Annotated in this window: 10 protein-coding genes; 2 read left to right on the top strand and 8 right to left on the bottom strand. The window is 62.5% G+C overall.

Features of this window, described 5'->3' with window-relative positions; all coding sequences use genetic code 11:
• Positions 1 to 88: 88 nt before the first annotated feature.
• Positions 89 to 1,498: an undecaprenyl-phosphate glucose phosphotransferase gene (locus APT59_RS20900; RefSeq protein WP_059316597.1), complete on the bottom strand. Its 1,410-nt coding sequence runs from the start codon at positions 1,496 to 1,498 to the stop codon at positions 89 to 91.
• An 818-nt stretch (positions 1,499 to 2,316) separates the two neighbouring features.
• A complete protein-coding gene (locus tag APT59_RS20890) occupies positions 2,317 to 3,555 on the bottom strand; it encodes a methyltransferase (protein WP_059316595.1) in 1,239 nt (412 codons plus the stop codon).
• A 272-nt stretch (positions 3,556 to 3,827) separates the two neighbouring features.
• Between APT59_RS20890 and APT59_RS20885 the strand changes: the two genes are divergently transcribed.
• The gene (locus tag APT59_RS20885; RefSeq protein WP_059316594.1) at positions 3,828 to 4,691 is read left to right on the top strand and encodes an isocitrate lyase/PEP mutase family protein; all 864 of its coding nucleotides are present in this window, start codon (positions 3,828 to 3,830) and stop codon (positions 4,689 to 4,691) included.
• Positions 4,692 to 4,694: 3 nt separating this feature from the next.
• Here the strand turns inward: APT59_RS20885 and APT59_RS20880 are convergent, their stop codons facing one another.
• Entirely contained in the window at positions 4,695 to 5,894 is a 1,200-nt protein-coding gene (locus APT59_RS20880; RefSeq protein ID WP_059316593.1) for a glycosyltransferase family 4 protein, read from the bottom strand.
• Between APT59_RS20880 and APT59_RS22495 the strand changes: the two genes are divergently transcribed.
• On the top strand, positions 5,874 to 6,188 hold the full coding sequence (locus tag APT59_RS22495) for a hypothetical protein (protein WP_156428978.1): 315 nt from the start codon (positions 5,874 to 5,876) through the stop codon (positions 6,186 to 6,188). The two genes, APT59_RS20880 and APT59_RS22495, sit on opposite strands and share 21 nt — an antisense overlap.
• A 108-nt stretch (positions 6,189 to 6,296) precedes the next feature.
• Here APT59_RS22495 and APT59_RS20870 read toward each other — a convergent pair whose 3' ends face one another.
• Genes APT59_RS20870 through APT59_RS20850 form a run of 5 tightly spaced genes read right to left on the bottom strand, consistent with a single transcriptional unit; the run spans position 6,297 to position 12,487 of the window.
• Complete coding sequence (locus tag APT59_RS20870) at positions 6,297 to 7,385, bottom strand: glycosyltransferase family 4 protein (RefSeq protein WP_059316591.1); 1,089 nt, start codon at positions 7,383 to 7,385, stop codon at positions 6,297 to 6,299.
• 30 nt (positions 7,386 to 7,415) lie between these two features.
• Entirely contained in the window at positions 7,416 to 8,663 is a 1,248-nt protein-coding gene (locus APT59_RS20865) for a glycosyltransferase family 4 protein (RefSeq protein WP_059316590.1), read from the bottom strand.
• Positions 8,660 to 9,658 (bottom strand): glycosyltransferase, encoded by a 999-nt coding sequence (locus tag APT59_RS20860; protein WP_059316589.1) that lies wholly within the window; start codon positions 9,656 to 9,658, stop codon positions 8,660 to 8,662. The genes APT59_RS20865 and APT59_RS20860 overlap by 4 nt, the downstream gene beginning before the upstream one ends.
• Positions 9,659 to 9,693: 35 nt before the next feature.
• Positions 9,694 to 10,224, bottom strand: coding sequence for a transcription/translation regulatory transformer protein RfaH (gene rfaH, locus APT59_RS20855; RefSeq protein ID WP_059316588.1), 531 nt, complete (start codon positions 10,222 to 10,224; stop codon positions 9,694 to 9,696).
• Positions 10,225 to 10,273: 49 nt separating this feature from the next.
• Positions 10,274 to 12,487: a polysaccharide biosynthesis tyrosine autokinase gene (locus tag APT59_RS20850; RefSeq protein WP_059316587.1), complete on the bottom strand. Its 2,214-nt coding sequence runs from the start codon at positions 12,485 to 12,487 to the stop codon at positions 10,274 to 10,276.
• Between the last annotated feature and the right edge of the window lie 9 nt (positions 12,488 to 12,496).

Below are 12,496 nucleotides of genomic sequence, written 5' to 3'. Positions count from 1 at the left end.
CGTTGCTCGCTGCCGATGTAATTAGAGTCAGGAGTCCAGGCTCCAGATCGTCGTGCTGAGTAGCGGGGCCCGTGGCCCCGGCCGTATCTCAGTATGCGTTCTTATTGATGAAGCCTTTGAACAGGGTGAGGAAGATGATCTTGACGTCCCACCAGAAAGACCAGTGGTGGATATAGTCCAGATCGAACTCGACCCGTTTCTGCATCTTGTCCAGGGTGTCGGTTTCGCCGCGCCAGCCATTGACTTGGGCCCAACCGGTAATGCCGGGCTTCATCTTGTGGCGGAGCATGTAGCCCTGCACCAGCTTGCGGTATTGCTCGTTGTGAGCGACCGCGTGGGGGCGCGGGCCGACGATGGACATCTCGCCGCGGAGTACATTAATGAATTGAGGCAATTCATCGAGAGAAGTACGTCTTAAAAATGCACCAAACGGGGTGATCCGGGTGTCATTCTTGGTCGCCTGGGTAACCTTGGCACCGTTTTCCATGACCTTCATGCTGCGGAATTTCCACACCTCGATCGGCTTGCCGTCCATACCGTAGCGCTTCTGCTTGAAGAAGATCGGGCCGGGCGAGGTAATCTTGATGCCGATGGCGATGGCCAGCATGGGCAGGGAGATCATGGCCAGGATGATGGAGGACAGCACGATGTCCTCGATACGCTTGACGATGTGGCTGGCGCCATCCATCGGCGTATCGAAGATGCTGATGCTGGGCAGGCCATCCAGGCTCTCGCTGCGGGCGTGCAGCAGGTGGAACATGAAGATGTCCGGAATGATGTAGACGGACGCCGTGGTGTCGCTCAGCTCCTGGACCAGCCAGTTGATCTTGCTCTGGTCGGCCATGCCCAGGGTGATGTAGACCTTGTCGACCTGGCCGGAGCGGACGTCCTGCATGAGCTGGTCCAGACCGCCGTTCAGGGCTGGGCTGGGCACGCCTTCTTCGCCGGTGTCCTGGTTGTCGCTATAGAAGCCGGCGATGCGCAGGCCCATCCAGGGCGCCGTGCTGATGGTGTGCGCCAGACGCTGCGCGACCATGCCGTTGCCGGCGATGGCGACGTGGCGGGTATTGATGCCGGCCTTGCGCAGCGAGTGCATGATCGAGCGCAACAGCACGCGATAGCCGCAGAGCGTACCCAGCGTCAGGCCCAGCCAGCCCTGCATCACGCCGGGCGAGAGGTAGGACTGGTCGAAGAAGAAGTAGTCGACCATGAATACGGTCGCAAAGGTCAGCACCCAGTAGGTGGCGATCTTGAGCAGTTCATCCGTGATGCGCTCACCGCGCCAGGAACCATAGACATGGTTCAGCTCGGTGAGGAAATGGAAGATCAGCAAGGACAGGAAGATGACGACCCAATGCTCGGGACGCATGCCGGTTTCCGACGCCCAGGTACCTGCCACATAGGCGCTCAACGTGATCACGGCGAGGTCGAGCAGGCGGTGTGCGAGCGAGATTGCCGAGGAATTCGTATGCAAAATGCCGCGTTCTTTCAAATTCATGGTTCCATCCTTGTGCGTATACCGTGCACGAACTTTCAACTGGGCGGGGCAGCTACCAGCGTATGAAATGTTCACTATGGCGCTCTAGGACCGATGACTGACCACCGATCGCTAAATGCCATGATGGCTGTAGCGACGTTAGGACTCGGCACTGATTAAGAGGTTCACACGGTAGAAAGGCAGGGAGGCGCTGTCGAGCTAGCCCAAATCAGGGCAAATAGCACGCCAGACGAGGTGCGGCGGGAGAGGGGATGTGAAGAAGGGGGGAGTGCGTCACAGCGCGGCCGGACGGGTGGCACACTTCTATCGCATCAAGGCGCGATGAGTGGTTTATCTGGGCAGCACGAGAGGGGAAAACGTTCCGTCGGACTTGAGCGCGGGATGTAGGATTTGTGATCCTGTTCACTAAACATTGAGACAGGCTGAATGCTCAGATCGGATGTAGGCCAGTCCCTGGCCTGCGGAACGCCTCAATGGCGATGGTGGGACTGAAAGCTCAAGGGGGAATTGACGGGGAGGGTGGAAATCTTGGAGTGCCAGGCCGAGCTTCTGGAGTTATCCGGAGAGAACAACAGGAAAGACCAGCTGACTAGGAGCGAGGCCACCGCAAGCCAGGGCAGCTGGGCTTGGGCGAAGACGAGGCAACCGGCGACGCCGGTCCAAACGGGCAGGTAGTAGCGCATTTTTGTTATTCCTGCTTTTTGCGAGATTGCAATCTAACTATTGTGCAGACTTTGTGAGAAGTCCATCACCAAAAGGTATTTTTTACATTTCCCTGCTCAGATTCCGACAAACGTGCAGGATAGAGCGGCTGTGGCCTAGGCCAAGACAGGCTTTTCCGCGGTCAGCAGCAGATTTCGCGGTGTCAGGCTGGCCGGGCAGAAGGTCGCCAACTTCACGCTGTAACCTTGTTCCTGTAGGAACAGCGCCTGATCCAGTACCAGCCAGAGCTCCAGCGGACGGCGGAACAGGCCACGCAACAGTTCGAGATTACGAACTTCCGCCAGTCGCTGGAAGCCCCGACGTTCCCAGAGCGACCAGTCGATACCGGCGGGAAGGGTCAGCGCCTTGCGCCGTGCCAGCTCTGCGCCAAAGGCCGAGAACGGTTGGCGTAGCCAATGGCTGGGCAGCGGTGGGGTGTTGAGATAGACATCGCATCCGCTGAGCTCGCGCTGCAAGAGATCGAATCCCAACCGCCGGGCCATGGACAGATCCCGGTCACGCCGCACTCGCTGTCCGCCGGTGACGGTTTCACACAGGGCCAGTCGCAGGGCTTCACGGTCCAGGCGAAGCGACGACTCCCTGGCTGCCGTGGACAGCGGGCAATAGACCTCGGCGGTGATCCGGTCATAGCAGCAGGGCGCCAGGGCCAGCTGCTGACACCCGCGTTCCGCCGTTACCTTGAGCAGCTGTGCGTGCAGGTCGCCACAGGCGTGCAAGGCGACGGGCGTGTCGCGGGTGCCGAGTTGAGCCGTTGCCAGCGGTTGGAGCACATCGGCCTGATAATGGTGCACGGGCGCATGAGCCCGATGGCTGAGCCTTTCTCCCTCCTCGACCAGCGCCGTATCGACCTCCAGGCAGATGGCCGGTGCCCCTCGATGGGTCAGGTGCCTGGCCAGGTGTCCCTTGCCGGCGCACCAGTCGACCCAGCGCTGCACGGGCTGCTGGAAATCCAGCTTGCGGGTGAAGGCTTCGATCTGCAGCCATTTGCGCCCCGGCACGTCGACGTCCTGCCTGCCAGGCAGGTCGCCGCCCAGGCTGTCTGGGTGTTCGCTGACCTGGGTGAGGGCCAACGACGTCGCTGCCAGGCCGCGGAAGGGTTCAGGCGCCTCCAGCAGTTGCGGCGTATTATGGGCCTCTTCGGCCTCTTCCAGACTGCGGGCCCGCAACCAGCTGGCCAGCTCCGGGTAGCCCGCCTCCCAGTCCAGCGCCCGTTCGACGAAGGGTCTGGGTCGCCAGAGATGCTGATGCCGGGTCAGAAAGAGATCCAGGGCGGTGAAGCGTTCTAGAAAGGCATCGGCGAGCATGATGGCAGTAGGCAATGACAGAATCGGCAGGAGAGAGACAGGACCTGGCCGCTATTGTCACGTCGCCCGGGCGCCTTGGGTATCGAAATTTCCGGCTCTCGGCGCCGGTACAGGAGTGGCCATCGGCCTGGTCCTTGATACGGCGAGGGTCCTTAGCTCCTGGCGATCGCGGACGCGAGGCTGAGTGTCGACCATGAGTCAGATTGATGAATCGATTTATCTCAAAGCCAGACATCTGGTCGTGTGACCACTACTTGTCGCGCTAACATTGTCTGTTCGGTAACTCCCAGAAGGAAAATCCTATGAAGCCAACCTCCCCGCACAAGCTGCGTTTAGCGTTCAGAGCCCTGCTGAAATCGGACAGCTGCTACCACACGGCGTCCGTCTTCGATCCCATGTCGGCGCGCATCGCCAACGACCTCGGTTTCGAAATGGGCATTCTCGGCGGGTCGGTGGCTTCCCTGCAGGTCCTGGCGGCACCGGACTTCGCCTTGATCACCCTGAGCGAGTTCGTCGAACAGGCCACGCGCATTGGCCGGGTCGCACGCCTGCCCATCATCGCCGACGCCGATCACGGCTACGGCAATGCCCTGAACGTCATGCGTACCATCACCGAGCTCGAACGGGCCGGGGTAGCGGCCCTGACCATCGAGGACACCGTGCTGCCGGCTGGCTATGGTCGCAAATCCACCGACCTGGTGAGCGTCGAAGAGGGCATCGGCAAGATTAAGGGTGCGCTGGAAGCCCGTATCGACGAAGCCCTGAGCATCTTCGCTCGCACCAATGCCACCGAACTGAGCACCGCGGAAGTCATCTCCCGCACCAAGGCCTACGAGGCGGCGGGCGCGGATGGCATCTGCATGGTCGGCATTCGCGACTTCGATCATCTGGAAGAGATTACCCAGCACCTGACCGTCCCGGTGATGCTGGTGACCTACGGCAATCCCCAGCTGCGCGACAACGCACGCCTGGCCAAGGCCGGGGTACGGGTGGTGGTGAATGGTCATGCCGCCTACTTCGCCGCGATCAAGGCGACCTACGATTGCCTGCGAGAGCAGCGCGACATCACGGCGTCCGATCTGTCCGCTTCCGAGCTGTCCACCAAGTACTCGACATTGCAGGAATATCGAGTCTGGGCGCGGGAATTCATGGACGTGAAGGAGTAACGATCAGGCCGTGTTCAGCGAACTCGGCTGTAGGCCCTTGCTGGGAAAGGGCGTCACGATATCCAGATCCAGGTCGGTTGGCAGATGCAGCGCGGCAACCCGGGCTTCGACGAAGGCACGCATTTCCTGACGGAAACGCTTGGTCGCGAAGCGTTCGGCGTTCTGTCGGCACGCCTGCTGGCTGATCGGCGTTTCCAGGGCTTCGAACTGGCGCACGGCGGCACAGAGTGAGGCTACGCTCTGCTCCGGATAGAAGACGCCGGTGGGATGCTGAGTTTCCAGGCCCCGCACGGTCTCCAGCACGCCACCCCGGCCATAGGCGATGACGGGCGTACCGCAGGCCTGGGCTTCGATGGGGGTGATGCCGAAGTCTTCCTCGGCGGCGAAGACGAAGGCCCGTGCTCGGCGCATGTGATCGAGCAGACAGTCGAAGTCCTGGTAACCCAGCAGCGTGACGTTGGGGCCGGCGACTTCCTTGGCCTTTTCGAACTCGGGGCCGGCGCCGATCACCACCAGCTTCTTGTCGGGCATCTGGCTGAAGGCTTCGACGATCATGGGCATGCGCTTGTAGGGCACCATGCGCGAGGCCGTCAGGTAGAAGTCGTCCTTGTCGCCAGCCGGGGTGAAGCGGCTGATGTCGACCGGCGGGTAGATGACCTTGGCTTCGCGGCGATAGGCCTTGCTGATGCGACGGGCGATGAAGTAGGAGTTGGCCACGAAGGCGTCCACGCCAGCGGCGGTGCGCTGATCCCAAATGCGGATGTAGTGCAGGATGACGCGCGCCAGCTTGCCCTTGAGGCCGCGGTCCAGACCGGCTTCCTTGAGGTACTGGTGTTGCAGGTCCCAGGCGTAGCGGATGGGCGAGTGGACGTAGCTGATGTGCAGCTGGTCCGGGCCGGTCAGGACGCCCTTGGCCACTGCATGGCTGCTGGAAATGATCAGGTCATAGCCGGACAGGTCGAGTTGCTCGATGGCGTGCGGCATGAGCGGCAGATAGGTCTGATAGCGCTTCTTGGCCTGGGGCAGACGCTGGATGAAGGTCGTGGTCGCCTGCTTGCCTTGCAGGAGCGCCCGATCCTCGTCCGACAGAAAGTCGATCACGCTGAACAGGTCGGCCTCCGGCCAGATATCGAGCAGTTCAGCAAGCACGCGTTCGGCGCCAGCAAAGGTTACCAACCAGTCGTGAACGATGGCGATTTTCATGTCGTCTTCCTTAAGCGTGAAATGAAATCAAGTGCTGGTGCTGATTCATGGAGTGCTGGTTTTTCTGGTCACTGCATATCCCCAGGGCAGCCGAGTAATCTCGATGCCTTCCACGGCGCTTTCGAGTTCGTGCAACTTGATGTTTGGGCTTTTCGCAAAGACGGCGTCGGTTGCAGGCTTTTCGAAAAAGTAGGCGTTTTCCAGGTGCTCCGCGGCCGCGACCGCAGTGTTGTTCGAGCCACCTTCCAGGACGTGGCGATCAGCGGCCTGCACGACGTGTCTGGACTCGCATGAGGCGTTCTCGAGAGTCAGGGAGGCAGAAAAACGACTCTGGCCTTCCAAGGCTTTGCATGTCTCTTCCATGAGTTTTCTTGGTCACTGATCTAGTGTCGTGATGTGTTTTCAGGCAGCCCTGTCGGTGGTCTTGGGTGCCGTTGCCAGGGCCTTGTCCAGCAGCGCGGAGACCTTGCTCGCGGAGGTCTGCCAGTTGAAGCGCTGGATATTGGCCAGGCCCTTGGTGCGCAGCGTGTTCCTGAGTTGCTCGTCCTGCAGGATGGTCCACATCGCCGTGGTGATGCTGGAGGTCTCGTGGGGATCGAAGTAGAGCACGCTGTCCTGCAGCACCTCTGGCATGGAGGCGGTGTTGGCGGAGATCACCGGGCAGCCGCACGCCTGGGCTTCGAGGGGCGGAATGCCGAAACCCTCGTAGAGCGACGGGAAGACGAAGGCGGTGGCCTGGCAATACTGGCGAGCCAGTTCCGCGTCGTCGATGCGGCCGAGCAGCTTCACCCGAGGATCCCTGGCGGCCAGGGTCACCAGATCGCTCTGGCCGAACACGGCGTGGCTGTCACCCACGATGCGCAATTCGACGTTCAGATCCCGGGGCAGCGCGGCGAAGGCTTCCAGCATCCGCGAGAAATTCTTGTGGTAGCTGGGCGAGGACACCGCCAGCAGATAGGGGCGTTCTGCGCCAGCGACCCGATCTGCCAGGGTGAAGGCGTCGGCCACGGCGTTGGGCACGACCGTGATCGAGCTGCTCGGATAGCGATAGAAGCGCGAGATCTCGTCCCGGGAGAATTCGCTGACGGTGATCAGGGAGTTCGCCCGCTTGAGCAGCATGGGGATCAGGCAGCGATACGAGGTGCGGAATTTCCACGAATAGCTTTCGGGAAAGCGCACATAGTTGATGTCGTGGTGCGTGGCGATCTGGTTGGTGTAGAGCAGCGGCGCCGTGCTGCACAGCGACAGCAGCAGGGGGCTGCCCTGGCTTTTCAACCAGTTCGGCAAGTCCCATTGCTCCCAGCGCTGGCCTTGGCGAGTGCCAATGATTTCGATGTTCAGTCGCTTGGCCACGTCGGGCCTGACGACGCCGGGCGGCGCCACGAAGCGCAGGTCGGATCGCAGCTTCGCCAGCTCCAGCGATATGCATTCCGCGAAGCGTTGAACGCCGCGAAGATCCTGGGTGATGAAGCGGGAATTGACGATGATCATGATTCTGCCCGTTGCCGTGACCTGGGTGGATCAGTTGGAAAGCTGTGTATGAGGAACGTGACGCGCCGCGGTCGAGCCATGCTGCGCCTCGCCCAGGACGCGCTCGAAGAGGCTCTGGTAACTGTCGAGCATGGTGTCCATGCTGAGCAGGTCAGCCACCGCGGTCCGGCTCAGCAGACTCAGTCGCTGCCGCAGCTCGGCATCGTCATGCAGGCGTTGCAGGGCACGTCCCAGGGAATCGCGGTCCTCGGCATTGCAGAGCAGGCCGTTCACGCCATCCCTGACGATCTCCGGCAGGCCGCCCATGCGGCTGGCGATGACCGGCTTCTGGAAGGCGCAGGCCTCGACGGCGACCATGCCGAAGGGCTCGGCCCATAGCGAAGGCGCCACGAAGACGTCGATCTCTCGATAGAAGTCCGCGGGCTTCTGATAGCCGACGAAGCTGACCTTCTGGGGATCGGCCATGGCTTTGAGCTGGGCTTCGTAATCCAGTTGGCCCTTGCCGGCGATGGTCAGGGTCGCGTTGAGCGACAGGCGCTGGAACTGCTCGATCAGCCAGCCCACGCCCTTGTTTTCCGACAGGGTGCCCATGTAGCCGAAGCGGACGGCGCCGTCGGACCTGGCTGCCGGGATCTCCGCGGTGCTGCCGGCGATCAGGCTGCTGTTGTGGATGACCTGGCTCGGCACGCCGCGGAAGTACCCCTTGTTCAGGATGGTGTCCAGCAGGTAGCGGCTGACACCGACGACGGCATCCACCTTGGCGGAATGCTCGGCGTGGGGCCGACGCAGGGCGGCACAGCTGCCACAAAGGTTCTGGCAGCTCTGGCCCTTCTTGAACAGGGTGTTCTTCGGGCACAGCAGATACATGTCGTGCAGCACCTGGACGATGGGGGTACCGCTGTCGCGAATCTCGTCCCAGGCCGCTACCGACCAGCCGGACAGGTTGTGGCACACCACCAGGTCCGGTTTTTCCCGTTGCAGCACCTCGCGCAGGGGCGCGCGCATCGCGCTGTTGTACTGGTCGCGAAAGTGCCAGCCGAAGCGCGCCAGCGGACCGGGGCGCTGCTGGGTCAGGGGCCAGTAGAAATTCTTCAGCCCGGCGCGATAGACGCGAACGTCGTTCACCGTCTCCTGGTGCACACCCTGCTCGGGGCCGGTCACCAGCACGGCGACCTCGTGGCCGCGCTGCTGGAAGCCTTCCACGCTGCGTTGCAGGATGAGCTCTGCGCCTCCGCCCACATGGGGCGGATAGAAGCTGTTGAGAAAGAGCAGTTTCATAGTGGATAGCTGCGGTTTATACCCAGGGCCCCGGTTTCGCCGTCCTGGACCGCCTGCCGGATCAGGGCCAGACGTTGGCGGCTCTTGTCGTCGCGTGCGAACCACTTGAGCAGCGTGTGGAAGACGTAGCGGTTGAGGCTGTACATCGGCCGGGAGCTGGCCCAGACGTTCTTGTCGAACCAGGCCTGGTTACGGGCGGCGTAGTAGGCGCGGAAGTCCGAGCCGGCCTGCAGGTAGTTCTGGTAGACGTTGCTGGTGCCTTCCTTGATGTTCCACGAGTGCTCCAGCTCTTCGAGCTCCGCCTCGGTGACCATGAACAGCTTTCCGCCGGCCTGGGTGATGCGGTAGGTGTACTCGGTGTCGTCGGAGTAGAGCACCAGCTCGCGCAGCGGCAGGCCGATGCGCTCATAGAGGCTGCGGTGGGCCAGCATGCCGCCATAGGGCGCGAAGGGCAGCTCGACCAGGGCTTCCGGCTTGCCGCCGCGCGGACGACCCCAGGGCAGGCGGCGCCAGATCTTGTAGGGGATACGGGCCACGTGGAAGCCGAAGTAGCTCGAACGTGGCTGGGTGATCATCCGGGTGGGAATGCACTGGGCGATGTCGGCCTGCTGGGTCGGCCGGTAGCCGAGCACGGCGACCTTGTCGCGGCCATGGACGGCCCCGAGTTCGTCCAGACGGCGATGCAGCACCTCGAGGGCATCGCCCAGGGGAGCGTTGTCGTCGTCCATCATCCAGATATGGGTGGTATCGGTGGCCAGGGCGGCTTCCAGGGCCACGGCGTAACCGTTGGCGGACCCGGTGTTTTCGCTCAGGGCGATCACCTTGACCTGGCCGGGCCAGCGGGCTTCGAGGCTATCCAGGGACACCGTCGCCGCGTTGCTCACCACCACGACCTGGTGAATGGTGCGTTCGGCCAGGGCGCGGGTGACCAGCTGCTCCAGATAGCCGAGGCGATTGCCGTAGGTGACGGTAACGACCGTGGTTTTGCATTGCATGAAGAGACTCCTCCAAAGGGTCTTACAGTTCTTGGTCAGGCGCGCAACCGTTGGTTGACGGGAGTCGCTGCCGACAATTGATCAAGAGAAACGCTGACCCGTTGTTCGCGCTGCAGGATGCGGAGCAGGATGATTGCCCGCTCGTTACCGTCGGCGCTCAGGAAAACCGCGTCCATTTCCAGCGCCTGGCTGTACTGCACCCGCACGGTCTCGCCGGGCTGGTGGGTAGGAGCAGGCTCCGCCAGCGTGGCGAGCCGCTGGCGGATGTCGTCGATGATGCCTTCGCTCACGGCCGTCGGCTGAGTGCCGAAGCTGACGATCCGATTGACGCCGCGAGTCGAGCGGATGGGATACCAGTTGTCGTTCACGTCGTTGAGCTGAATGAACAGATAACCCGGGAACAGCGACTCGCTGCCTGCCGCGCGACTTCTACCCGACGCCTTGCGCTCGCGCTGGGGCCTGAAGCAGACATAGCCCTGTCTGCTCAGGTTTTCTTCAGCCCGGGCTTCCTGGTTGGGCTTGGTCTGCACCAGATACCAGTGACCGGTGGGATGGGCGAGCGTCATGGGGTGAGTTCCTTCTCTGGGAAGCAGTCAGTCGCGGCGGAGCGGCGGATCAGGTACGGGGGCCGTATTCGTAGTAGCCATAGGCGCCATCGTCCTCGATGGCCATCGACGCCTTGCGCTGGACCCCGTTGAGGATGGCGCCCTTGATGGTGATGCCGTTCTGGGCGAAGCGACGACGGGAGTTCTCCACGGCCTTGAGGGTGCTCTGACCGAAACGGGTGACCAGCAGCGTGGTACCGGCCAGACGACCCACCAGGGCGGCATCGGTCACCGCCAGGATCGGCGGGGTATCGACGATCACCAGGTCATAGAGGCTGCCCACTTCGTCCAGCAGACGGGAGAAGTTGGCGTGCATCAGCAGCTCCGAGGGATTCGGCGCGGCCTGACCGCAGCCGATGACATCCAGCTGGGCGACACCGCTCGGCACGATGGTTTCGCGCAGCTTGCTGCGGCCAGTCAGCAGTTCGGACAGGCCGGCCTGGGGCTGCAGGCCGAACACGCGGTGCAGGTAGCCCTTGCGCATGTCGGCGTCGATCAGCAGTACGCGCTGACCCGACTGGGCGACTACCACGGCGAGGTTGCTGGAGACGAAGGATTTGCCGACGCCCGGGGTCGGGCTGGAAATCATGATCACCCGGTTCTTGGCTTCCAGCATGGCGAAGTGCAGGCTCGAACGCAGGCTGCGCAGGGATTCCACCGCCAGGTTGGCCGGTTGCACCACGCTCAGCAGATTGGGCTCGCCGGTGCGGGTCTTCTTCTTCAGGCGACGGTTCAGGCGCTCCTGGTCCTTGGTGAAGGGCAGGGTGGAGTAGACCGGCAGGCCGATCTGCTCGACGGTGTCGGGATTCTCGATGCCCTTCTGGAAGGCCTGGCGAACGAAGACCACCACGACGGACGTCACCAGACCCAGCAGCAGCGACAGGATCAGCGCGATCTTGCGGTTGGTGGCCGGTTCGTCGAGGTTGACGTCGGCGTTGTCGACCAGGCGCACGTTGCCGATGGTGCCGGCGCGGATGATGTCCTGTTCCTGAGCCTGGTTGAGCAGCAGCTGATAGGTCTGGTTGGTGACCTTCATGTCGCGGTTCAGGCGCAGCAGCTCCTGCTGGGTGCTGGGCAGGGCTTCCACCTTGCGCGACAAGCTACGTTTTTCCACTTCCAGCTGAGCGAGCTGGTTCAGCAGGGTCTTGTAGCTGGGGTGATCGCGGGTATAGAGGCGATCGTATTCAGCCTGCTTGAGCTTGAGCTGGGAGATGGAGCTGTCGAGGGTGACGATCTTGTCCAGGACCGCCTTGGTTTCCAGGCTGATGTCCACGGAGCGGCTGTTGGTCTGATAGCTGTTCAGCGCCGCTTCGGCACTTTCCAGGTCCTTGCGTACCGCCGGCAGCTGGCCGCGCAGGAAGTCCAGGCGCTGCGCCGCTTCCGCCGAGCTGCGCTCGACGTTCTGCAGCACGTACAGGCGGCTGATCTCGGACAGGACGCTCTTGGCCAGGTCGGGATTCTCGTCCGCCAGGGACAGGTAGATGATGCCCGATTCCTTGCCCGCTTCGCTGGTCTTGATGCGGTTCTGATAGAGCTGGGCGGTGGTGATGACGCGGTTGCGGGTCACCTTGAATTCGGTGCCAGGACGCGCGGTCAGCGTCTTGATCTGCATGCGATAGCCGTTACCGCTGGCCATCTGGCCGACCTGGCCATCCAGCAGCGGCTGCTTGTCCTTGTCCAGCAGGCGATAGCGACCGTTGTTGCCGGCCACGACCGTCAGGGTCTCGCCGTACATGTCGTCCGGAACGTCGAACTGGAAGACGTCGATCTGCTCGCCGCCCCAGGCGAAACCGCGCAGCGGCGACCAGCTGTCCGCCAGTTGACCCGGCTTGTCGGCTTCGTAGGTCCGCCACAGGTAGTGGCCGATCAGCGGGAAGAAGCGTGGCTTGGCTTCGATATCCAGGCGCAGGTTCTCCACGGTCTTGGTCAGCACCGCGCGCGACTTCAGCAGCTCGATCTCGGCTACCGCCGGCGAGGCCGAGTTGGGGCGCACCACGGTCTCGGCAACCGCCGTGAGTGCATTCTTCTTGGGTTCGATCTGGATCATCGCCCCGGCGATGTACTGCGGGGTGGACAGCACGGCATAGGTGATGCCCACGGCCAGAAAGCCCGCGGTGATGCCCGCGATCAGCTTCTTGTGATCGAGAAGCGTGAGGGCCATCGTCTTGAGGTCCAGATGTTGTTCTTCGTGTTGTTCGAACGAAGAGCGCTGCATGGCGGTCATGGGGGATCC

It is taken from the genome of Pseudomonas oryzihabitans, from assembly GCF_001518815.1.
In the GTDB taxonomy this organism is placed as follows: domain Bacteria; phylum Pseudomonadota; class Gammaproteobacteria; order Pseudomonadales; family Pseudomonadaceae; genus Chryseomonas; species Chryseomonas oryzihabitans_E.
This window is presented reverse-complemented; position numbering and strand designations above follow the sequence as displayed.

Excerpts from the sequence above, each read along its gene's own strand:
- APT59_RS20870 (WP_059316591.1), bottom strand. The coding sequence starts at position 7,385 with ATGATCATCGTCAATTCCCGCTTCATCACCCAGGATCTTCGCGGCGTT.
- APT59_RS20900 (WP_059316597.1), bottom strand. The coding sequence starts at position 1,498 with ATGAATTTGAAAGAACGCGGCATTTTGCATACGAATTCCTCGGCAATC.
- APT59_RS20850 (WP_059316587.1), bottom strand. The coding sequence starts at position 12,487 with ATGACCGCCATGCAGCGCTCTTCGTTCGAACAACACGAAGAACAACAT.
- APT59_RS20860 (WP_059316589.1), bottom strand. The coding sequence starts at position 9,658 with ATGCAATGCAAAACCACGGTCGTTACCGTCACCTACGGCAATCGCCTC.
- APT59_RS20885 (WP_059316594.1), top strand. The coding sequence starts at position 3,828 with ATGAAGCCAACCTCCCCGCACAAGCTGCGTTTAGCGTTCAGAGCCCTG.
- APT59_RS20880 (WP_059316593.1), bottom strand. The coding sequence starts at position 5,894 with ATGAAAATCGCCATCGTTCACGACTGGTTGGTAACCTTTGCTGGCGCC.
- rfaH (WP_059316588.1), bottom strand. The coding sequence starts at position 10,224 with ATGACGCTCGCCCATCCCACCGGTCACTGGTATCTGGTGCAGACCAAG.
- APT59_RS20865 (WP_059316590.1), bottom strand. The coding sequence starts at position 8,663 with ATGAAACTGCTCTTTCTCAACAGCTTCTATCCGCCCCATGTGGGCGGA.